Consider the following 18,190-nt stretch of genomic DNA (forward strand, 5'->3'; position numbering starts at 1 on the left):
GTTGACACAATCGGGTGACTGGACGCGGTCGAGTGTTGATCTAGGGACGTCTTGTTTGTGCAGGAAAGAGCCATTATTCCACGCGCTGCGGCACACAAGTTCGTCCACTTTAGACGCTGGTTGACCCCATCGGCCGTGGGTAAGCTCGCACAATCTTCAGCCCGGTTGAGTGAGTAGGTGACCATGGGTGCAAAAGAGCAGGAACTAGTTCCGCTGCACGCCGGTTTCGACGTTGTCTACCGAGGATTTCATCGACGTCAGGTCATCGAGCACATCGAGAATCTCGAGGAGCAGCTGCGCTTCACGAGCCTCGACCGGGCCGAGGCGCTGGCGCAGGCCGCCGATTTGCGCAAGCTCCTGGAAATGACGCGCCAGGACCTGGAAGAGGCGCGCGCCAGGATCGAACGCCTGGAGACCACGTCCGGTTCGCACGCAAGCGCGACCGAGCGGATGCACCGCATGCTGCGCCTCGCCGAGGACGAGACCGCGGAGATGCACCTGCAGGCCGAACGCGAGTGCACGGAGCTCCGCGAGCGCACCGACGCCGAGATGGCCGCGCTGCGGGCCGGTGCGGAACGCGAGTCCGCCGCCATGCGCGGCGAGGCCGAGGCCGAGCTCTACGCCGCGCGTCAGGACTGCGCGTCGCGTGCCGCCGCCATGGAGCGCCGCGAGCTGGAGATGGAACGCCGCGGCGCCGATCTGGAGGCCCAGCACCGCCAGCGCGCCGACGAGGTGGAGCGCGAGTGCGCCGACGCCGTCGAGCAGGCGCAGGTCGACGCGGACAGGTTGCTGCGGGAGACCGCGCTGCAGTGCAACTCGCTGGAGGCCGACTCCGAACGCAAGCGCGAGCAGGCCCAGCAGTTGTTCGAGCTCACGACCACCCGGCGCACCAACGAGGTCGCGCAGCACCTGCAGGAGCAGGAGGCGCTGGCCAGGGCGCGCTCGGAGTTCGTGGTGAAGATGGCGAGCCGTGAGGCGCAGCGCCGCCTCGCCGAGGTCGCCGACCGGACCGCGGAACTGCACGAGCTGCGCCGCTCCGTCCACTCGCAACTGTCCGCCGCCCGCGCTGCCCTGTCCGCGGCCGCGGAACGCGTTGCGCCCGTGCACATCCCGGAACAGGTGGCCGCATCGTGAAGCGCTGGGTCCCGCTCGTCGTCGGCGCGCTGATGGTGCCGGCGTCGGTGACGGCGTTCGGGTTCTCCGTGTACGGCGAGGAACTCACGACGGCGCTGTCGTCCTCGCCGGCGGTGCCCGTCGTCCTGGCCGGCCCGGTGCCGGTCACCGACTTCGTCGCACCGCTGCGAATGGAACCCCCGGCGCCGCTGATGGTGCCGGCGGCCGTCGCCCAGCAGACCGTGCGCGAGCTGTTCACGTCGCACGCGGTCAAGGGCATCACGTTCGCGCCGGGCACCGCTTCCCTGGTGGGCCGCGGCGAGGACGTGCGGCGGTCGCTGGCGGGCGTGCTGCGCAACGTGACCGGCTCGGTGACGCTGGTGGCGCACGCGTGGAACGGCGAGACGGCGTCGCACCGCTGCGACGTGCTCGCGATGGAACGGGCAGGCCTGCTGCGGCAGTACCTGGCTGAGCAGGGCGTGGACAGCGTGATCACCACGCGGGTGGTCGTGGACCCCGTCTGGGGCCCTCCCTCGGACTTCGGACCCCAGATCGACGTCCTCGTGAACTAGGAGCCTTGGCAATGGCAGGGGCAGTCGGGATCGTCTTCGGACTGTGCGTGCTGTCCTTCACGTTGGGGGCGGCCCTCATGTACGTGCTGGTGCGGCGCCGCGAGGAGGCCGCGTCGGCCGCGTCGGACGTCTCCGCGCCGTCGGAGGCGCCGGTCGACCGGACGTGGGTGGAGAAGCCCGTGACTGTCGAGCCGGTGGACGCCGACTACGAGACGCGGCCGATCCACCGCAACCCGGTGGTCGGGCTGCCGCACCAGGAACCGGCGCTGGCGCGGCTGGCCGAGCGTGCTGAGCCGAAAACTGTCGGTGCCGCTCGATACGATCGGGATGGGGACCTCGATCCCCCCTTGGGGGTTGTCGAAGCCCCCGAATCGAGCGTAGCGGCGAGCACTGACATTCCTGGGGTCGCAGACACTTCGGGGCCCGCCGAGGAGCACGAGCCGGTCGCACAACCCGAACTGCCGCCTGAACCCCAAGCCCAGCCCGTGACCCGATCCGAGCCCACAGCTGAGCCCGAGGCCCAGGTCGAGTCCCCGCCGGAGCCCGAGGTCCAGCCCGCGCCGGAGCCGTCCGCGCCGCCCGTCACGCGCGCCACGCTTCCGCCGCCCGCCTCGCCCCAGCCCGCCGAGCACACGACGTGGGTGGAGCGCGAGGACTTCCGGCAGCGCTACCTCAGGACGTTCGAAGAGGTGCGCCGCAAGGCCGGCAGCAACTGAGGCGCGAACGGCGCCGCAGGCGAAGCCGGCTCACCCGAACGAATCCGGTGCCATGTCGGAAAGTCGTCGGTTCCTGTCCGGAATCCGCCGGACCGCGCCGCCGCCCGCTGATATCAATCGTTCATGACTTCTGTCGCTGACCGCACCAAGCTCTTCCACGCCCTCCACCAGTCCGGCCCGCTCGCCCTCCCCAACGCCTGGGACGTGGCGTCCGCCCTCATCGTCGAGGCGGCCGGCGCCAAGGCCGTCGCCACCACGAGTGCCGGTGTGGCGTGGAGCCTCGGCGCCCCGGACGGTGACGCGCTCGACCGCGAACTGGCCATCGGTCTCATCGCCCGGATCGCCAGGGCGGTCAGGGTTCCGGTGAGCGCGGACATCGAGTCGGGCTTCGGCGAGGACGCGGCGCAGGTCGGGGACACGGCGCGGGCCGTCGTCGAGGCGGGGGCGTCCGGCGTCAACATCGAGGACGGCCACGGCGCCGGGCTGCGCGAGGTCGGGGACCAGCAGGAGCGGCTCGCGGCGGCCAGGGCGGCGGCGCCGGATCTCTTCATCAACGCGCGGACCGACGTGTTCCTGCGCGGGATCGGGGAGCCCGAAGGTCGTCTGCAGCTGGCGATCGACCGTGCGCGGGCCTATCTGGAGGCGGGGGCCAGCGGCATCTTCGTGCCGGGTGTGACCGATCTGGCGTCGGTCGAGGAGCTGGCGAGGGCGATCGACGCCCCGCTCAACGTGCTGGCCGGGCCGGGCGCGCCCGCGGTCCACGAGCTGGGGACCGCGGGCGCCGCCAGGATCAGCGTCGGCACCGCGCTGGCGTCGGCCGCCTACGCGGTGGCCAAGAAGGCCGCCGAGGAGTTGCTGGTGAAGGGCACGTACGACAGCACCAGCGACGGGCTGGGCTACGGCGAGCTGAACGCGCTCTTCGGGAACTAGTGCTTCTTGCCGCGGAACTTCCGCAGCAGCTGTTCGGCCTGTGCGCGCTTGCGCGGGTCCTGCGCCATCTGCCGAGCCTTGGCTTGCAGCTTGTGGCCCTGCGGGCTGCGCAGGAACCTGGTGATCTTGTCCATGAAGCCGGCCATCGGTCCTCCAGGTGTCCGTTACGTCCATTTCAACGGACGAAACCGCACCCGGAGTTCCCGACGGTCACACCGGCGAAACGGTGATCCCCAACGCACCTGGCCCGACGTGGGCGCCGATGGCCGAGCTGACCTGCGTCAACATGAACTGGCGGACGTTGGGGACCTTGCGCCGCAACGTCCGCAGCAGCCGCGAGGCCTTCTCCTCGGCGTCGAAGTGCTCGACGGCGACGTCCACGGTGTCGGTGCCCGCGCGCTTGATCGCGATGTCGATCATCCGGTTGAGCGCGCGGTCGGCGCCGATCACCTTGTCGAGCGGGGTGATCTGGCCGTCGGCCATGGTCAGCAGCGGCTTCATCGACAGCATGCCCCCGACCATCGCGGCGGCGGCGCCGATGCGGCCGCCGCGGCGCAGGTACTCAAGGGTGTCGACGTAGATCAGCTCGGTGGATCTGTCGAACCGCCGCTGGGCCGTCGCGAGCACCTTCTCGACGCTGCCGCCAGCCTCGGCGACCTTCGCGGCGGCCTGGACGGCGTAACCGATGCTCATCCCGCAGGTGTGCGTGTCGACGACGTGCACCGGCACGCGGACCTTGGCGGCGGCCTCGCGGGCGGCCTCGACCGTCGCGGACTGGCGGCTCGACACGTGCACGGACACGATCGAGCGAACGCCCTGCGCGGCCAGTTCGTTGTACGTCCAGAAGAACGCGCCCGGATCGGGTGGGATCGTCGAGACCGGCACGTTCGAACGCATGGCCGAGACCAGGTCGGGAACGGGGATGCGGGACTCGTCGTCGGTGTGGTCGCCGATCCGCACCTGGATCTGCACCACTTCGATTCCGAGTCGATCGGTCAGCTGCGCCGGGAGACAGGCCGTGGAGTCGGTGACAATAGCTACTCGCCGGTACATGTCAGCGCAGCCTAGACCCCCGAATGGGTTACATCTCAAATGGTGGCGTTAACCGGTGATAACTGTCACGCTAGCGGGGTGCTTGCTGCTGTTTGCAGGCGTGCTACTGGCGGGTAACATCCGGGTGATGGCAGGGTTCTGAACACCCGGCGGCGCGGTTCTGAAGTCCTCCGCGCAAGCGTCGCCGCCCGTCCGCAGGAGGTCGAAGAGGACCTATGAACATTGTTGTCCTGGTCAAGCAGGTGCCTGACACCTGGTCCGAGCGCAAGCTCACCGACGCCGACCACACCCTTGACCGCGAGTCCGCGGATGCCGTGCTCGACGAGATCAACGAGCGCGCCGTCGAAGAGGCCCTGCAGCTGCAGGAGGCCCACGGCGGTGAGGTCACCGTGATCGCGATGGGTCCGGACCGCGCCACCGACGCCATTCGCAAGGCGTTGTCGATGGGTGCGGACAAGGCGATCCACGTGAGCGACGAGGCTCTGCACGGTTCGGACGTCCTGGCGACGGCGAAGGTCCTCGCGAAGGCGATCGGCACGGTCGAGAACGTCGACCTGGTCATCGCGGGCAACGAGGCGACCGACGGCCGCGCGGGCGCTGTCCCGGCCATCCTCGCCGAGCTGCTCGGCCTGCCGCAGGTCACCCAGCTGCGCAAGGTCACCGTCGAGGGCACCACGATCAAGGGCGAGCGCGAGACCGACGAGGGCGTCGCGTTCCTCGAAGCCTCGCTCCCGGCCGTGGTCTCCGTGACCGAGAAGATCAACGAGCCGCGTTACCCGTCCTTCAAGGGCATCATGGCCGCGAAGAAGAAGCCCGTCTCCACGCTCACCGTGGCGGACCTGGGCATCGACGCCTCCGAGGTCGGCCTGTCCGGCGCGTACACCCAGGTGCAGGAGGCTTCGCCGAAGCCGCCGCGCAGCGCGGGTCAGCGCGTCGAGGACGGTGGCGACGGCGGTTCCAAGATCGCCGAGTACCTCGTCGGCCAGAAGCTCATCTGAGGGAGGGGAAGTCATGTCTGAAGTACTGGTCCTGGTCGACCACGTCGACGGCGAGGTCAAGAAGGTCAGCTACGAGCTGCTGACGGCCGCGCGCCGCCTCGGCACCCCGTCCGCCGTGGTCGTGGGCGCCGCCGGCACCGCGTCCAAGATCCGCGAGTCGCTCGGCAGGTACGGCGCCGCCAAGGTGTACGCCGTCGAGTCCGACGACGCCGCGAGCTTCCTCGTCACCCCGAAGGTCGACGCTCTCGCCGCCCTCGCCCCGAACGCGTCCGCGGTGCTCGTCTCCGCGACGATCGAGGGCAAGGAGGTCGCGGGCCGCCTCGCCGTGCGCATCGACTCCGGCTGGCTGGTCGACGTCGTCGACGTCGAGGCCGACGGCACCGGCGTGCAGTCCATCTTCGGTGGCGCGTTCGTCGTCAAGGCGAAGGTCAGCAAGGGCACCCCGGTCATCACCGTCCGCCCCGGCGGCGTGGAGGCCGAGGAGTCCGCCGCGGACGCCGTCCTCGACGAGTCGGTCTCCGTCTCCGTGGACGCCGCCAAGTCCGCCCGCGTCACCTCGCGCGAGACCGTCGTCGGTGGCGACCGCCCGGAGCTGACCGAGGCCTCGGTCGTCGTCTCCGGTGGCCGCGGCGTCGGTTCCGCCGAGAAGTTCTCCGTCGTCGAGGAGCTCGCCGACTCGCTCGGTGCCGCCGTCGGTGCCTCGCGCGCCGCCGTCGACTCCGGCTACTACCCGCACCAGTTCCAGGTGGGCCAGACCGGTAAGACGGTCTCGCCGCAGCTGTACGTGGCGCTGGGCATCTCCGGTGCCATCCAGCACCGCGCGGGCATGCAGACCTCGAAGACGATCGTCGCGGTCAACAAGGACCCCGAGGCCCCGATCTTCGAGATCGCCGACTTCGGTGTGGTGGGCGACCTGTTCAACGTCGCGCCGCAGCTGACCGAGGACGTCAAGAAGCGCAAGGGCTGAGCACTCCCGCTCGACGGAAGGCCGTTCCACCGCGGTGGGGCGGCCGTTCGTCTTGTCCGGGAACGGAAAGCGCGCAAATCACCCAGGTCGTGGCGCGGACAACCAGGGGTTAACCCACCTGCCACTGACCGGTCATCGTTCTGACCTGCTGCGATTAGCCGACCCGGCTTCACCCTGGTTCGCATGACGCAGCCGGAACTGCTTGTCAGCACCCCCGTCCAGCAGGACGCGGACGCACCCCGCTACTCCCTCCTCGTCGCCCGTGACAGCGAAGAAGTCGTCGCCGCGCAGAGACTGCGCTACGAGGTGTTCGCCGGTGAGATGGGGGCGACGCTGCACACCGGCGTGCCCGGCCACGACGTCGACGAGTTCGACCAGTACTGCGACCACCTCGTGGTGCGCGACGACCGCAACGGCGAGATCGTCGGCGGCTACCGGATGCTGCCTCCCGAGCGCGCCAGGGAGGCCGGAAGGCTGTACGGCGACGGCGAGTTCGACCTCGGCAACCTCGACCCGATCCGCTCCTCGACGGTCGAGACCGGCCGCTCGTGCGTGCACCCCGACCACCGCAACGGTGCCGTCGTCAGCCTCGTGTGGGCCGGCATCGCGCGCTACATGCTGCTGAGCGGCCACAAGTGGCTCGTCGGGTGCGCGTCGATCCCGTTGCACGACGGTGGCAGCCTCGCGGCCGGTGTCTGGGACACGGTGCACGCCAAGCACTACGCGCCCGAGCAGTACCGCGTCACGCCGCACAACCCGTGGGACGTCGACGCGGTCGCGCGGCCGGAGAAGACCGTGCTGCCGCCGCTGCTCAAGGGCTACCTGCGGCTCGGCGCCAAGATCTGCGGACGGCCCGCGCTCGACGCGGACTTCGGCGTCGCCGACCTCTTCATCCTGCTCGGCATGGACCACATGGATCAGCGCTACCTGAAGTTCTTCCTGGGGGAGACACCATGAGTCACGCCTGGATGCCCGCGTCGCCCTGTGGTGACGGGTGCGTCGGCAGCGCACCGGACGAGGTCGGCAGGTTCCGCCAGACCTGGCGGGCGGTCACGGCGGTGACCGCGATCCTCTGCGGCGCGTGGATCGCCCTCGCGCTGCTCCTGCCCAGCAGGCAGCGCGAAAGCGTTGTGCGCCTGTGGTTCCACGCCGTGCTCCGGGCGTTCGGGGTGAGGCTGGAGGTGCACGGCGCCAGGAGGTTCCAGGCGGTGCCGAAACGCGGTGTGCTCGTCGCGAGCAACCACGTGTCGTGGCTCGACGAGCTCGCGATCGACTCGGTGCAGCCGATCAAGCTCGTGGCGAAGAAGGACATCAAGAGCTGGCCGGTGCTCGGGCCGATCATCACGGCCGCGGGCACCGTCTACCTCGACCGCGAGAAGCTCCGCGAACTGCCCAGGACGGTCGACGAGCTGGCCACCACGCTGCGCAACGGCAGCGCCGTCGGCATCCACGCCGAGGGAACGACGTGGTGCGGACTCGCGTCCGGGCACTACAAGCCGGCGCTGTTCCAGGCCGCGCTCGACGCCGGTGTGCCGGTGCGGCCGATCGTGCTGCGCTACCGGATCGGCGACCACCTGACGACGCAGCCGGCGTTCATCGGCACCGACACGCTGGTCGACTCGATCCGCCGCGTGCTCAAGGTCCGCGATCTGGTCGTCGAGGTCCACGTGCTGGACGAGATCGCTCCCGGACGCGCCGGAACCCGGCGCGAACTGGCGAAACTTGCCGAAGAGCAATCAAACCGCTTGACCTCGACCGAACTGGAGATTGCACCATCTACAGGTGACACTCACCGAGCCCGCACCATCACGCCTCTGGTCGCCTGAACGCCGCTGGCCCACGACGGGGATCCTCCTGCTGGTCACGCTCTTCGCCTTCGAGGCGATGGGCGTCGGCACGGCGATGCCCACGATGGTCCGCGAGCTGCGAGGCGAGGCGCTGTACGCGTGGCCGTTCCTCGCGAACCTCGCGGCGAGCGTCATGGCCACGGTCTTCTCCGGACGGCTCTCGGACCGCAGGGGCCCCAAGCCGTCGATCCTGATCGGCGTGGTGCTGTTCCTCGCCGGGCTCGTGGTCGCGGGCGTCGCCGAGAACATGGCGGTGCTGCTCGCAGGCCGGGTGCTGCAGGGCTTCGGCGTGGGCTTCCTGATCGTCGCCGTGTACGTGCTGATCGCGGTCGCCTACCCCGAGGACAGCCGGCCGGCCGTGTTCGGCGCGCTGTCCGCGGCCTGGGTGATCCCGTCGCTGGTGGGGCCGGCGGTCGCGGGCTGGGCGACCGAGCACCTGAGCTGGCGGTGGGTGTTCCTCGCGATCATCCCGCTGGTGCTTCTCGGCATCGTGCTGCTCGTGCCGGTGCTCAGGAAGGTCCCCCCGCACGCCGAGACCCCGCCGACGAGGAAGTACCTGCCGCTCGCCGCGGTGGCCGTGGGGCTGGGCGTGGCAGGTCTGAGCTGGGGGCTGCAGCACCGCACGTGGTGGCTGATCGCGGTGGCGTTGCTGCTGATCGCTCCCGCACTGCGGATTCTGCTGCCCAAGGGCACGCTCCTCGCCCGGCGCGGCCTTCCCGTCACGATCCTGGCGCGCGGCCTGCTCGCGGGCACGTTCTTCGCGGTCGAGGGCTTCATCCCGCTGACGTTGAGCGTCGTGCACGGCTACTCGCCGCTCGAAGCGGGCATTCCGCTCACGCTGAGCGCGCTGGGCTGGGCGGGCGCGTCGATGTGGGCGTCGCGGCACCCCGAGATCGAACGCCACACGCTCGTGCGCACCGGGTTCCTGTTCGTGGCCGGCGGTGTCGCGGCCGTGACGCTCATCGCACCCACGTGGGGTCCCGCCTTCCTCACACCGGTCCTGTGGGCCGTGGCGGGCGCGGGCATGGGCATGGCGACGTCCAGCGTCGGCGTGCTGATGATGGCCGCATCACCCGAGGCCGACCGGGGTTTCAACTCCGCCGCGCTGCAGATCTCGGACATGCTCTTCTCCGCGACCATGATCGGACTCGGCGGTGTGCTCGTCCTGGCGACGGCGCCCACCGCGGGCGTGGTGGTGCTCAACCTGTCGATGGCGGCGTTGGCGGTGGTGGGAGCGATTCTGACCGGGCCCCGCATGCGGGCTACCCTTGAGCCCTGATGGCTTATCTCGACCACGCGGCCACGACCCCCATGCACCCCGAGGCGGTCGCGGCCATGACCGAGGCGTTGTCCACCACGGGCAACGCCTCGTCGCTGCACACCTCCGGCAGGCGGGCGCGCCGCGCCGTCGAGGAGGCCCGCGAGAACATCGCCGACGCCCTGGGCGCCCGGCCGTCCGAGGTGCTGTTCACCGGCGGCGGCACGGAGAGCGACAACCTCGCGGTCAAGGGCATGTACTGGGCCCGCGGCCGTCGTCGCGTGCTCGCCTCCGCCGTGGAGCACCACGCCGTGCTCGACGCCGTCGAGTGGCTGGAGCACCAGGGCGCCGAGGTCACCTGGCTGCCCACCGACGGCTTCGGGCGGGTGTCGGCGGAGTCGGTCGCCGAGGCACTGGACGACGACGTCGCGCTCGTCACCACGATGTGGGCGAACAACGAGGTCGGCACCATCAACCCCGTGCACGACATCGCCCGCGTGTGCGCCGAGCGCGGCGTGCCGTTCCACACGGACGCCGTGCAGGCCGTGGGCGCGATCCCGGTCGACTTCGCCGCGTCCGGCGCCTCCGCGCTGACCATGACCGGCCACAAGGTCGGCGGCCCGTACGGCGTGGGCGTGCTGCTGCTCGCGCGCGACGTGAAGTGCACGCCGTTGATGCACGGCGGCGGCCAGGAGCGCGACGTGCGGTCCGGCACCCTGGACGTGCCGTCGATCGTCGGCCTGGCCCGCGCGGTGCGGATCTCGGTGGACGAACAGGCCTCCCGGGCCGTGGAGATCGCGGCGTTGCGGGACGAGCTCATCGCGTCGGTGCGCACCGTCGTGCCGGACGTGGTCCTCAACGGCGACCCGGTCGATCGCCTGCCCGGCAACGCGCACCTGACGTTCCCCGGCTGCGAGGGCGACAGCCTGCTGATGCTCCTCGACGCGCAGGGCGTCGAGTGCTCGACGGGCTCCGCGTGCACGGCCGGCGTCGCGCAGCCTTCGCACGTCCTGCTGGCGATGGACGTCGAACCGGCGTTGGCGCGCGGATCTCTGAGGTTCTCCCTCGGGCATACGTCGACGCACGCGGACGTTGAAAAACTCGCGGCGGTCATTGGCCCGGTGGTCGAGCGCGCGCGTACGGCAGGACTGGCAGGCATGAGGCGTTCCCGGAAGGTGGTCAAGCAGTGAAGGTCCTCGCGGCGATGAGCGGCGGTGTCGATTCCGCGGTGGCGGCGGCACGGGCCGTCGAAGCGGGGCACGACGTGACGGGCGTGCACCTGGCGTTGTCGGCGAAGCCCGGCACGTTGCGCACGGGCGCACGCGGCTGCTGCACGATCGAGGACGCGCACGACGCCCGTCGTGCCGCCGACCTGATGGGCATCCCGTTCTACGTCTGGGACTTCGCCGAGCGCTTCACCGAAGAGGTCGTGGAGGACTTCGTCGCGGAGTACGCGGCCGGCCGCACGCCGAACCCGTGCCTGCGCTGCAACGAGCGGATCAAGTTCGAGGCGTTGCTGGACAAGGCGATCGCGCTCGGCTTCGACGCCGTCTGCACCGGCCACTACGCGCGGCTGGAGATGGTCGGCGGCCGTCCCGAGCTGCGCCGCTCCGCCGACCTCGGCAAGGACCAGTCGTACGTGCTGGCCTCTCTGACCGAGGAGCAGCTCTCGCACGCGATGTTCCCCCTCGGTGACACGACGAAGGACGAGGTCCGCGTCGAGGCGGCGTCGCGCGGCCTGTCGGTCGCGAAGAAGCCGGACAGCCACGACATCTGCTTCATCCCGGACGGCGACACGCAGAAGTTCCTGGCGGGCCGCATGGAGACCAAGCCGGGTCTGCTGATCGACGACGCGACCGGCGCGGTGCTGGGCCGGCACGCGGGCGTGCACGAGTTCACCGTGGGGCAGCGCAAGGGCCTCGGTCTCGACGGTCCCGCCGCAGACGGCCGCCCGCGGTACGTGCTGGCGCTGGAGCCGGTGTCCGGCAACGTGCGGGTCGGCGCGGTCGAGAAGCTCGCGGTGACGGAGATCTCGGCGTCGGCACCGGTCGCGCACGTCGAGCTCGACGGGCCCGTGGAGTGCGTCGCCCAGGTGCGCGCGCACGGCGGCACCGCGCCCGCCGTCGCCGAACTGGTCGACGGCGTGCTGCGGGTCCAGTTGCGGGAGCCGCTGAAGGGCGTGGCGCCCGGCCAGGCCGTGGCGATCTACCGCGAGGACGCGGCGGGCGACATCGTCCTGGCCAGCGCAACCATCGACGCGACCCGCTAATTCGGTTGTAGCGCCGGGAAAGCGGATCTAGCGTTCGCCGCGTGACGTTCATTGACACGGAGTTCGACCTCGCCGCGCGGGCTCGCACCGCGTTTCGGTGCTTCGTCAGTCCAGCGGACCGGCGGAAGCTGAGCGGGCAGGCCCGTCGCGACGACATGCCGGTCTGGGTGGTGTCACCGTTGCGCAGGCTGGGTGCGCGCCGGTTCCGGCGGACTAGCTGGGACGCCACTCCGAGTTCGCTCCGCACAGGAGCACGCAGGGCAGCTCAGTCGTCACGCCGCCCCTGAGGAACGCCGCGAACGCCGTCGCGCCTGCCGGTTCGACGGCGATCCGGAACTCCTCCCACAGGCGGTCGCGTGCCGAGAGGATCTCCGCGTCCGGCACCAGCAGTGAAGAAACCTTGTGCTGCTGAAGGATTTCCAGCGCCAACGAGCCCGCGCGGGTGGCGCCCAGACCGTCCGCCGCCACCGAGTCCACCACGGAGTCGACGGGTTCGCCTGCCTCCAAAGCGTTGTGCACCGCGCAGCAGTTCTCCGGCTCCACGGCGATGATGTGGCGTCCGCCGGACGCCAGCGCGGCACCGGAGACCAGTCCGCCGCCGCCGGCCGCGACGAAGATCGTGTCCACGTCCGGGGCGTCCTCGACGATCTCCTGGGTCACCGTGGACTGGCCCTCGATGACCGTGAGCGCGTTGTACGCCTCGATGTAGGGCAGGTCGAGCTCACGGGCGGCCGCGGCGGCCTCGGAGTAGTTGGCGCCGTGGCGGATCAGCTTGGCGCCCAACGCCTCGATGCGCCTCGTCTTGGTCTCGGGCGCGGTCACCGGGACGAACACGGTGGCGTGCGCGCCGAGGAGCTGGGCGGCCTGCGCGACGGCGATGCCGTGGTTGCCGCCCGACGCGGTGACGACCTCGGAGACGTTCAGGGACAGCAGGGTGTTGACGGCGCCGCGCAGCTTGAACGACCCGGTGAGCTGGAGGTGCTCGAGCTTGAGCACGAGCGGGCGCCCGTCGACCGTGACGCGCATGATCGGGGTGCGGCGGACGTACTGCGACAGCGTTCTCATGAGACCAGCTTCCACAAGAACTGCACGAGAGTCACGATGCCCAGGATGAAACACACCAGGACGAACGTGCCGCCGACCATGACGATCAGGCAGGCGCCCCAGGACGTCTCCTGGTCCGGCGTCGCGTCGAGCTCGCGCTGCAGCTCCAGCTGGGCGTCCTGGTGCAACGACGTGAGGCGCGTGCGCGCGGTCTCGGTCGGTGCCTCGTCGATGCGGCCCTGCCATGAGAGCGCGACCAGACGGGCGTCAGCGCGCCGGTAAGCGTGTTCGAACGCCTGGAGCTCCTCGGGGTCGCGCTCGTCGGAGAGATAGGTCCAGCGGCCCGCCTGGGCCGGCTGGCCGAGCACCCGGTAGACCTCGGCCAGGCGTTCGCGGAGGTCGAGCCGCCGCGGGTAGGTGCCCACGAGTCCGGCGACGCGCTGACGTGCGCGAAGCACGCTGGCGAGGTCGCCTCGTCGCAACTCCTCGGCCGCTTTGTGGAGCGTCAGCTCTACCGGCATGGGAAACAGTTTTGCAGGTAGGGCTAGCTTTGACCCGTGTTCGGCCTATCACTGCTGGTCTCCGGCCTCGCCTGGTGGCTGGGGCTCTACCTGCTCGCCCGCGATCCCCGCAAGCCGCTGCTGTGGTGGGCGGGTGCGGGACTGATCGGCTATTCGGTGGCGGTCGTCGTGCCACATCCCGTGGTGGTAGGGGTGCCGGCGCTCGCCTGGACGGGCGCGATCCTGTTGCTCGCGAGGCCCGAGTTGATCAGGTGGTGGACCGGCGGGGCGGTGGTGTTCTTCGCCGCGTCGTTCTGGTTCCCGTGGATCGTGCTGCTCCCTTTGGTCGTATCCGTGGCTCTGGCCATAAGGAAACGTGCTTACTTTTCACTCGTAGGGGTGATGTTCGGCCTCTCGGCTGCCGCCTTCCTGCTGCAACTCCTGCCGGACGTGGTGACGCTGCCGATGATCGGCTTCGACCTCGTCGTGTTCGGGGTGCTGGTCGCCGTCACGGACGCCGTCGAGGAGGGCGAGGCGATCCGCGCGGACATGCTGCGGTCGCTGGTGATCTCCGCCTTCACCGCGGTGCTGTTCGGTTCGCAGGTGGTCTTCTTCGGCGGCCCCGACCTGCTCGCCTTCACGACGGTCGCGGCGGCGATCGCGGTCCAGGTGCTCGCGAACCCCCTCGCGTCCGTGGCCGACCGTCTCGCCGTGCCCGCCGTCGCGGCCGAACGAGCCGAACTGCGCGAGGCCGCCGACTCGTTGCCCAAGAGGCGCCCGCTCGTCACCGAGGACGAGGCCGAGTTCGCCCGCCTGACCCGCAAGGCGCTGAGCCAGTACGGCGATCTCGGGAAACTCGTCGCGAGCCCGTTGATCGCCCTGACCGACGAAGGCCCGCCTTTGGACCGGGCCGCGCAGTTGAAGAGCATGCTGCTCGCGAGCATTCAACGGCTGAAGCCGTTGGAAGGCGATTTCGGCACGAGCGACGAATGGCGTTACTACAACGCCGTCTACTTCTACTACGTCAAGGGAATCCGCCCGTATTCGGTCCGGACCAAACGCGAGGACCTCGACGCCGAAGACCGCCGCGCACTGCAGTGGTTCGTGACACAGGTGCCCGAGCGCACCCTCCACAACTGGCAGAACGCCGCCGCGCGCCTGGTCGCGGCGGACCTGATGGCAGGAGTTGGCAGCGCTTGACGTGGCTTTGGCAGCGTCGGGAGGGCGATCGTCGGGCCATGTTGAAATTCGCCTTGAAACTCGACGGTGTCGCTTCGTTCGCCCTCGGCCTGCTGCCCCTGCTGATCCGCCCGGAAGTAGGAATGCCGGTGGGATGGCAGATCGGACTCGGCTCGTTCTGCGTCGTTTACGGCGTGGGCGTGTTCTTCCTGGGAACCCGCGCCGTTCCCGACCGCCGAATCGTTCTCCTCGTCATCATCGGAAACGGCGTGTGGGCGCTCGACAGCGTTCTCACCGCGACGATGGACTGGTTCCCGCTGACCGACGCCGGCGTCGCACTCGTGCTCGCCCAGGGGCTCGCGGTGCTCGGCTTCGCGGTGCTGCAGTTCATCGGCCTCAGGAGCGCAGCGTCCGCGAGCGACCGCGGAACTCGGCCACGATCTCAGTCCCTCGCCTGACCGTGACGTCGTAGATCCCGCTGCGGCCGAACCGGGTCCGTTCCACCGCCTCCGCCACCAACTCGTCACCCTCGTGCGCGGGCAGGACGAAGTCGATGTCGGCGGAGGCGGCGACGGTGACGGACCCGGCGCTGTTGCAGGCGTAGGCGAACGCGGAGTCGGCGAGCAGGAACACGAAGCCGCCGTGCGCGATGCCGTGGCCGTTGATCATGTTCTCGGTGACCGTCATCCGCAGCCGCGCGTAGCCGTCGCGCACCTCGATCAGCGCTATGCCGAGGCCGGACGAGGCCTTGTCGGCGGCCAGCATGTCCGCAGGACCATTCATTCGTCACTCCAGGGGTTTTGCGACAATGCGGGCTGTGGTCAAGACGGAGGTGAAGCGGGCGTTCAAGTACCGCTTCTACCCGACCGAGGGGCAAGCGGCGGAGTTGTCGCGCACCTTCGGCTGTGTGCGTCTGGTCTACAACATGGCGTTGGCTGCTCGCTCCACCGCGTGGAACTGCGAACGGCGGCGGATCACCTACAACGACACGTCGGCCATGCTCACGGAGTGGAAGAAGACGGAGGAACTGGGGTTCCTCCGTGACGTGTCCAGCGTGCCGTTGCAACAGGTGCTGCGGCATTTGAACAGCGCTTTCGGAAACTTCTTCGCCAAACGAGCACGTCATCCGCGATTCAAGTCGCGCAAGAGATCTCGTGCGTCAGCGGAGTACACGAGATCGGCGTTCCGCTGGCGTGATGGCCGGCTTTCGCTGGCCAAGATGGTCGAACCGCTGGCGATCGTCTGGTCTCGGCCACTGCCGGAGGGCTCCGAACCCTCTACCGTCACTGTGAGCCGCGACAGCGCTGGACGCTGGTTCGTGTCGATTCTGGTCGAGACCGGTGTGGATCGCTACCCGCCTGTCACCTCCGCTGTGGGGGTTGACGTCGGACTGAGTGCACTGGTGACCCTCTCCACAGGGGAGAAGATCGCCAATCCTCGGCATGAGAAGAAGCTCCAGCAGCGATTGGCAAAGGCGCAGCGTGCTCTCGTCGCGAAGCAGAAGGGATCGGCCAATCGGCGGAGAGCCCGCCGCAAGGTGGCGCGGCTGGCTGTGCGCATCGCCGACCAGCGGCGCGACTTGCTGCACAAACTGAGCACTCGGCTCGTTCGCGAAAACCAAGCGATCGTGATCGAGGATCTGAACGTGCGCGGCATGCTGCGCAGTCGTTCGCTGGCGGCTGCGATCTCTGATGCCTCATGGTCCGAGCTACGTCGCATGCTCACGTACAAGGCTGCGTGGTACGGCCGCGAGGTGATCACGATCGATCGGTGGTTCCCGTCTTCCAAGACCTGCTCGACATGCGGGCAGCTGGTCGGGGACTTGCCGTTGAGCGTGCGGACGTGGACCTGTCCATGCGGCGCGGTGCACGACCGAGACGTGAACGCGGCGAAGAACATCCTGGCCGCCGGGCTGGCGGTCGCAGCCTGTGGAGACGGTGTCAGACCGAGCCGGCGCGAGCCGTCGAGGCAACTGTCGCGAACTCCCGCTTGTGGGACAGGAAGCAGGAATTGCCTGGCGTGAGCCAGGTGAGCTCCGTCCTCGGGCGGAGGACAAGCCAATCGTGGCAGCCTAATCACCCTGGCGGTGGTGTCACGCAGCGTTCGAGCGGCCTTACTGTCCGAAAGGCTTGATCGCTCAACATCGGAGGTGGGCACCATGGGTGGTTGTTCTTGCTGTGGCGGTTGCACGGGTCCGGGCTGCGGATGCTGCAGCTCCTGCTGAGCGTCTTGACGGCATGAGGAAGGCCGTTGCGGGGACGGAAGTTCCCGCAACGGCCTTCGCTCTGCAGGGTGGATCAGCCCGTGTAGGTCTTGAACAGGTTCGTGAACTCCCAAGTGGCCTGCGAGATTCCACTGCACGTGGGCGAAACCCCGCCGCCGGGACAGCCCTTGTCGCGACCGGCGGACCAGAACGCGACGCGGCCCACGTGGTTAGCCTTGGCGTAGTCGAGCACCTTGCGCGCGTCGTCCTGCGTGGTCGTCGGGCCCGTGTCGTTGCGTCCGATCATCGGCGTGAGGCCCAGCAAAGCCTTCAACTGCGCGTCGGACTTCGACGGCCAGATGGCCCGCATCTGGCCGAGGGTGGCGTTCGCGGCGTTGACCATCGCGTCGCCCCAGTTGCCCGTGTAGCCGAAGTTCATCAGCATCGGGTTCACGAGGACGGTGACGCCCTTGGCGGCCGCGTCCTTGAGCACGTCGACCGAGTACGGGTCCATGCCGTAGTCCTGGCCCTGGATGCGCATCGTGTAGCTGACGGTCGTGCCGCGGGTGTCCTGGAGGCGCTTCAGCGCCGTGTTCACGATCGCCTGCGGGATGGTGGCTTCCACGTCCACGTCGATGCTGTTCGAGCCGACGGCGTCGAGCACCTTCACGTAGGCGTTGTACAGCGCGTCGGCGGTCGAGCAGACGTGCTCCAGGTACGGGCCCATGGCGCCGCCGGTCGCGACGATGACGCTGCCGCCCGCCGCCTTCAACGCCTTGGTGTCGTTCACGATGCGGCTGTCGTTCAACGGGACCGTGCCGCCCCACGCGGGGTCGCAGCCGGCGGACGAGCCGAGGGCGAACGCGAGCGTGAAGTGCTTCTGGCCGGTCGCGTTGGCCACGTCCATCAGTGACGGCGTCGGCATCGTGATGTCGACGTACGGGGCGACGCGCGCGCTACCTGGCGTGGGCGGCACATCAGACCCCGTGGTGGTGGTCGGGCCGCCAGTCGTCGTGGTGGTGGTCGTGGTGCCGCCGCCACCGCCGCACGGGACGCCGTTGAGCTTGCAGTTCGTGGGCAGGGCCGAGCCGCTCACCAGGAAGCCGAAGCTCGTCGACGCGCCCGCGCCGAGGTTGCCGTTGTACTCGCGGTTGGTGAACGTGTGGTGGTTGCCGCTGCTGGTCGCGGTGGCGTCCCAGAACGAGCCGAGCGTCGCGCCGGCGAGGTCGAACTCCAGCTTCCAGCCGGTCAGCGCGGTCGAGCCTGCGCTGATCGTGAACTTGCCCTGGTAGCCGGAGCCCCAGTTCGAGTCCTGGCTGAACGCGGCGGATTCGCCTGCGGCCGAGGCGGAGGGAGCGATCGCGACGAGTCCGGCCACCAGTGCGGTGGCGGCCCCGGCCGCGAGTACGGCGAAGCGAGACATCGGGTGTGGTCCTTCCGGCAGGGGAGGAAGGGAGTGGTGCAGGACCGCGGGGCGCGTCGCGGTCCTGCACCACGTACAGGGAGGCGCCCGTACGTTCAGCGCCTGCTCAATCACGGTA

20 protein-coding genes are annotated in these 18,190 nt (G+C 69.5%); 14 read left to right on the plus strand and 6 right to left on the minus strand.

The genetic code is table 11. The annotated features are described in order from the left end of the window. The first annotated feature begins 183 nt into the window (after positions 1-183). From ACFWN2_RS41135 to ACFWN2_RS41150, 4 genes are all read left to right on the plus strand, one after another. Positions 184-1,134, plus strand: a complete 951-nt coding sequence (locus tag ACFWN2_RS41135; RefSeq protein ID WP_382436030.1) for a hypothetical protein — start codon at positions 184-186, stop codon at positions 1,132-1,134. Further along, on the plus strand, positions 1,131-1,685 hold the full coding sequence (locus ACFWN2_RS41140) for a hypothetical protein (RefSeq protein WP_382436032.1): 555 nt from the start codon (positions 1,131-1,133) through the stop codon (positions 1,683-1,685). Before ACFWN2_RS41135 ends, ACFWN2_RS41140 begins: the two co-directional genes overlap by 4 nt. An 11-nt stretch (positions 1,686-1,696) precedes the next feature. Then, positions 1,697-2,401 carry a hypothetical protein gene (locus ACFWN2_RS41145; protein ID WP_382436033.1) on the plus strand — a complete coding sequence of 235 codons (705 nt, stop codon included), beginning with the start codon at positions 1,697-1,699 and terminating at the stop codon, positions 2,399-2,401. A gap of 123 nt (positions 2,402-2,524) precedes the next feature. Next, on the plus strand, positions 2,525-3,331 hold the full coding sequence (locus tag ACFWN2_RS41150; protein ID WP_382436034.1) for an isocitrate lyase/phosphoenolpyruvate mutase family protein: 807 nt from the start codon (positions 2,525-2,527) through the stop codon (positions 3,329-3,331). On the opposite strand, the gene ACFWN2_RS41155 is transcribed toward ACFWN2_RS41150, so the two are convergent. Together ACFWN2_RS41155 and ACFWN2_RS41160 are read right to left on the minus strand one after the other, a co-directional pair. Beyond that, positions 3,328-3,477: a hypothetical protein gene (locus ACFWN2_RS41155; protein ID WP_170176162.1), complete on the minus strand. Its 150-nt coding sequence runs from the start codon at positions 3,475-3,477 to the stop codon at positions 3,328-3,330. The genes ACFWN2_RS41150 and ACFWN2_RS41155 overlap by 4 nt on opposite strands. A 64-nt stretch (positions 3,478-3,541) precedes the next feature. Further along, positions 3,542-4,384, minus strand: a complete 843-nt coding sequence (locus ACFWN2_RS41160; protein ID WP_382436036.1) for a DegV family protein — start codon at positions 4,382-4,384, stop codon at positions 3,542-3,544. Positions 4,385-4,599: 215 nt separating this feature from the next. On the opposite strand from ACFWN2_RS41160, the gene ACFWN2_RS41165 reads away from it, so the two are divergent. From ACFWN2_RS41165 to mnmA, 7 genes are all read left to right on the plus strand, one after another. Next, on the plus strand, positions 4,600-5,382 hold the full coding sequence (locus tag ACFWN2_RS41165) for an electron transfer flavoprotein subunit beta/FixA family protein (protein ID WP_382436037.1): 783 nt from the start codon (positions 4,600-4,602) through the stop codon (positions 5,380-5,382). 13 nt (positions 5,383-5,395) lie between these two features. Next, positions 5,396-6,349: an electron transfer flavoprotein subunit alpha/FixB family protein gene (locus tag ACFWN2_RS41170; RefSeq protein WP_382436038.1), complete on the plus strand. Its 954-nt coding sequence runs from the start codon at positions 5,396-5,398 to the stop codon at positions 6,347-6,349. 183 nt (positions 6,350-6,532) lie between these two features. Continuing rightward, on the plus strand, positions 6,533-7,306 hold the full coding sequence (locus ACFWN2_RS41175) for a GNAT family N-acetyltransferase (protein WP_382436039.1): 774 nt from the start codon (positions 6,533-6,535) through the stop codon (positions 7,304-7,306). After that, complete coding sequence (locus tag ACFWN2_RS41180) at positions 7,303-8,175, plus strand: lysophospholipid acyltransferase family protein (protein WP_382436040.1); 873 nt, start codon at positions 7,303-7,305, stop codon at positions 8,173-8,175. The genes ACFWN2_RS41175 and ACFWN2_RS41180 overlap by 4 nt, the downstream gene beginning before the upstream one ends. After that, on the plus strand, positions 8,132-9,475 hold the full coding sequence (locus tag ACFWN2_RS41185; protein WP_382436041.1) for an MFS transporter: 1,344 nt from the start codon (positions 8,132-8,134) through the stop codon (positions 9,473-9,475). The genes ACFWN2_RS41180 and ACFWN2_RS41185 overlap by 44 nt, the downstream gene beginning before the upstream one ends. Continuing rightward, entirely contained in the window at positions 9,475-10,644 is a 1,170-nt protein-coding gene (locus tag ACFWN2_RS41190; protein WP_382436042.1) for a cysteine desulfurase family protein, read from the plus strand. The genes ACFWN2_RS41185 and ACFWN2_RS41190 overlap by 1 nt, the downstream gene beginning before the upstream one ends. Beyond that, positions 10,641-11,723, plus strand: a complete 1,083-nt coding sequence (gene mnmA, locus ACFWN2_RS41195; protein WP_382436043.1) for a tRNA 2-thiouridine(34) synthase MnmA — start codon at positions 10,641-10,643, stop codon at positions 11,721-11,723. The genes ACFWN2_RS41190 and mnmA overlap by 4 nt, the downstream gene beginning before the upstream one ends. Before the next feature lie 213 nt (positions 11,724-11,936). On the opposite strand, the gene ACFWN2_RS41200 is transcribed toward mnmA, so the two are convergent. Further along, on the minus strand, positions 11,937-12,788 hold the full coding sequence (locus ACFWN2_RS41200; RefSeq protein WP_382436044.1) for a pyridoxal-phosphate dependent enzyme: 852 nt from the start codon (positions 12,786-12,788) through the stop codon (positions 11,937-11,939). After that, entirely contained in the window at positions 12,785-13,288 is a 504-nt protein-coding gene (locus ACFWN2_RS41205) for a DUF6584 family protein (RefSeq protein WP_382436046.1), read from the minus strand. The genes ACFWN2_RS41200 and ACFWN2_RS41205 overlap by 4 nt, the downstream gene beginning before the upstream one ends. A 36-nt stretch (positions 13,289-13,324) precedes the next feature. Here ACFWN2_RS41205 and ACFWN2_RS41210 point away from each other — a divergent pair, with 36 nt between their 5' ends. Both ACFWN2_RS41210 and ACFWN2_RS41215 read left to right on the plus strand, forming a co-directional pair. After that, entirely contained in the window at positions 13,325-14,467 is a 1,143-nt protein-coding gene (locus ACFWN2_RS41210) for a hypothetical protein (RefSeq protein ID WP_382436047.1), read from the plus strand. Between the two features lie 38 nt (positions 14,468-14,505). Further along, positions 14,506-14,904: a hypothetical protein gene (locus ACFWN2_RS41215; RefSeq protein ID WP_382436048.1), complete on the plus strand. Its 399-nt coding sequence runs from the start codon at positions 14,506-14,508 to the stop codon at positions 14,902-14,904. On the opposite strand, the gene paaI is transcribed toward ACFWN2_RS41215, so the two are convergent. Then, positions 14,843-15,229: a hydroxyphenylacetyl-CoA thioesterase PaaI gene (paaI, locus tag ACFWN2_RS41220; RefSeq protein ID WP_382436049.1), complete on the minus strand. Its 387-nt coding sequence runs from the start codon at positions 15,227-15,229 to the stop codon at positions 14,843-14,845. The two genes, ACFWN2_RS41215 and paaI, sit on opposite strands and share 62 nt — an antisense overlap. 34 nt (positions 15,230-15,263) lie before the next feature. Here paaI and ACFWN2_RS41225 point away from each other — a divergent pair, with 34 nt between their 5' ends. Then, positions 15,264-16,469 (plus strand): RNA-guided endonuclease InsQ/TnpB family protein, encoded by a 1,206-nt coding sequence (locus ACFWN2_RS41225; protein WP_382436050.1) that lies wholly within the window; start codon positions 15,264-15,266, stop codon positions 16,467-16,469. A gap of 274 nt (positions 16,470-16,743) precedes the next feature. Here the strand turns inward: ACFWN2_RS41225 and ACFWN2_RS41230 are convergent, their stop codons facing one another. After that, complete coding sequence (locus ACFWN2_RS41230) at positions 16,744-18,072, minus strand: cellulose binding domain-containing protein (RefSeq protein WP_382436051.1); 1,329 nt, start codon at positions 18,070-18,072, stop codon at positions 16,744-16,746. Positions 18,073-18,190 lie beyond the last annotated feature (118 nt).

Source organism: Lentzea sp. NPDC058436 (assembly GCF_042721515.1).
Classification (GTDB): domain Bacteria; phylum Actinomycetota; class Actinomycetes; order Mycobacteriales; family Pseudonocardiaceae; genus Lentzea.

Bases quoted from the DNA above. Each gene is read 5' to 3' on its own strand.
- ACFWN2_RS41135 (WP_382436030.1), top strand. From the start codon at position 184: ATGGGTGCAAAAGAGCAGGAACTAGTTCCGCTGCACGCCGGTTTCGAC.
- ACFWN2_RS41145 (WP_382436033.1), top strand. From the start codon at position 1,697: ATGGCAGGGGCAGTCGGGATCGTCTTCGGACTGTGCGTGCTGTCCTTC.
- ACFWN2_RS41150 (WP_382436034.1), top strand. From the start codon at position 2,525: ATGACTTCTGTCGCTGACCGCACCAAGCTCTTCCACGCCCTCCACCAG.
- ACFWN2_RS41155 (WP_170176162.1), bottom strand. From the start codon at position 3,477: ATGGCCGGCTTCATGGACAAGATCACCAGGTTCCTGCGCAGCCCGCAG.
- ACFWN2_RS41160 (WP_382436036.1), bottom strand. From the start codon at position 4,384: ATGTACCGGCGAGTAGCTATTGTCACCGACTCCACGGCCTGTCTCCCG.
- ACFWN2_RS41165 (WP_382436037.1), top strand. From the start codon at position 4,600: ATGAACATTGTTGTCCTGGTCAAGCAGGTGCCTGACACCTGGTCCGAG.
- ACFWN2_RS41170 (WP_382436038.1), top strand. From the start codon at position 5,396: ATGTCTGAAGTACTGGTCCTGGTCGACCACGTCGACGGCGAGGTCAAG.
- ACFWN2_RS41175 (WP_382436039.1), top strand. From the start codon at position 6,533: ATGACGCAGCCGGAACTGCTTGTCAGCACCCCCGTCCAGCAGGACGCG.
- ACFWN2_RS41180 (WP_382436040.1), top strand. From the start codon at position 7,303: ATGAGTCACGCCTGGATGCCCGCGTCGCCCTGTGGTGACGGGTGCGTC.
- ACFWN2_RS41190 (WP_382436042.1), top strand. From the start codon at position 9,475: ATGGCTTATCTCGACCACGCGGCCACGACCCCCATGCACCCCGAGGCG.
- ACFWN2_RS41200 (WP_382436044.1), bottom strand. From the start codon at position 12,788: ATGAGAACGCTGTCGCAGTACGTCCGCCGCACCCCGATCATGCGCGTC.
- ACFWN2_RS41205 (WP_382436046.1), bottom strand. From the start codon at position 13,288: ATGCCGGTAGAGCTGACGCTCCACAAAGCGGCCGAGGAGTTGCGACGA.
- ACFWN2_RS41215 (WP_382436048.1), top strand. From the start codon at position 14,506: ATGTTGAAATTCGCCTTGAAACTCGACGGTGTCGCTTCGTTCGCCCTC.
- paaI (WP_382436049.1), bottom strand. From the start codon at position 15,229: ATGAATGGTCCTGCGGACATGCTGGCCGCCGACAAGGCCTCGTCCGGC.
- ACFWN2_RS41230 (WP_382436051.1), bottom strand. From the start codon at position 18,072: ATGTCTCGCTTCGCCGTACTCGCGGCCGGGGCCGCCACCGCACTGGTG.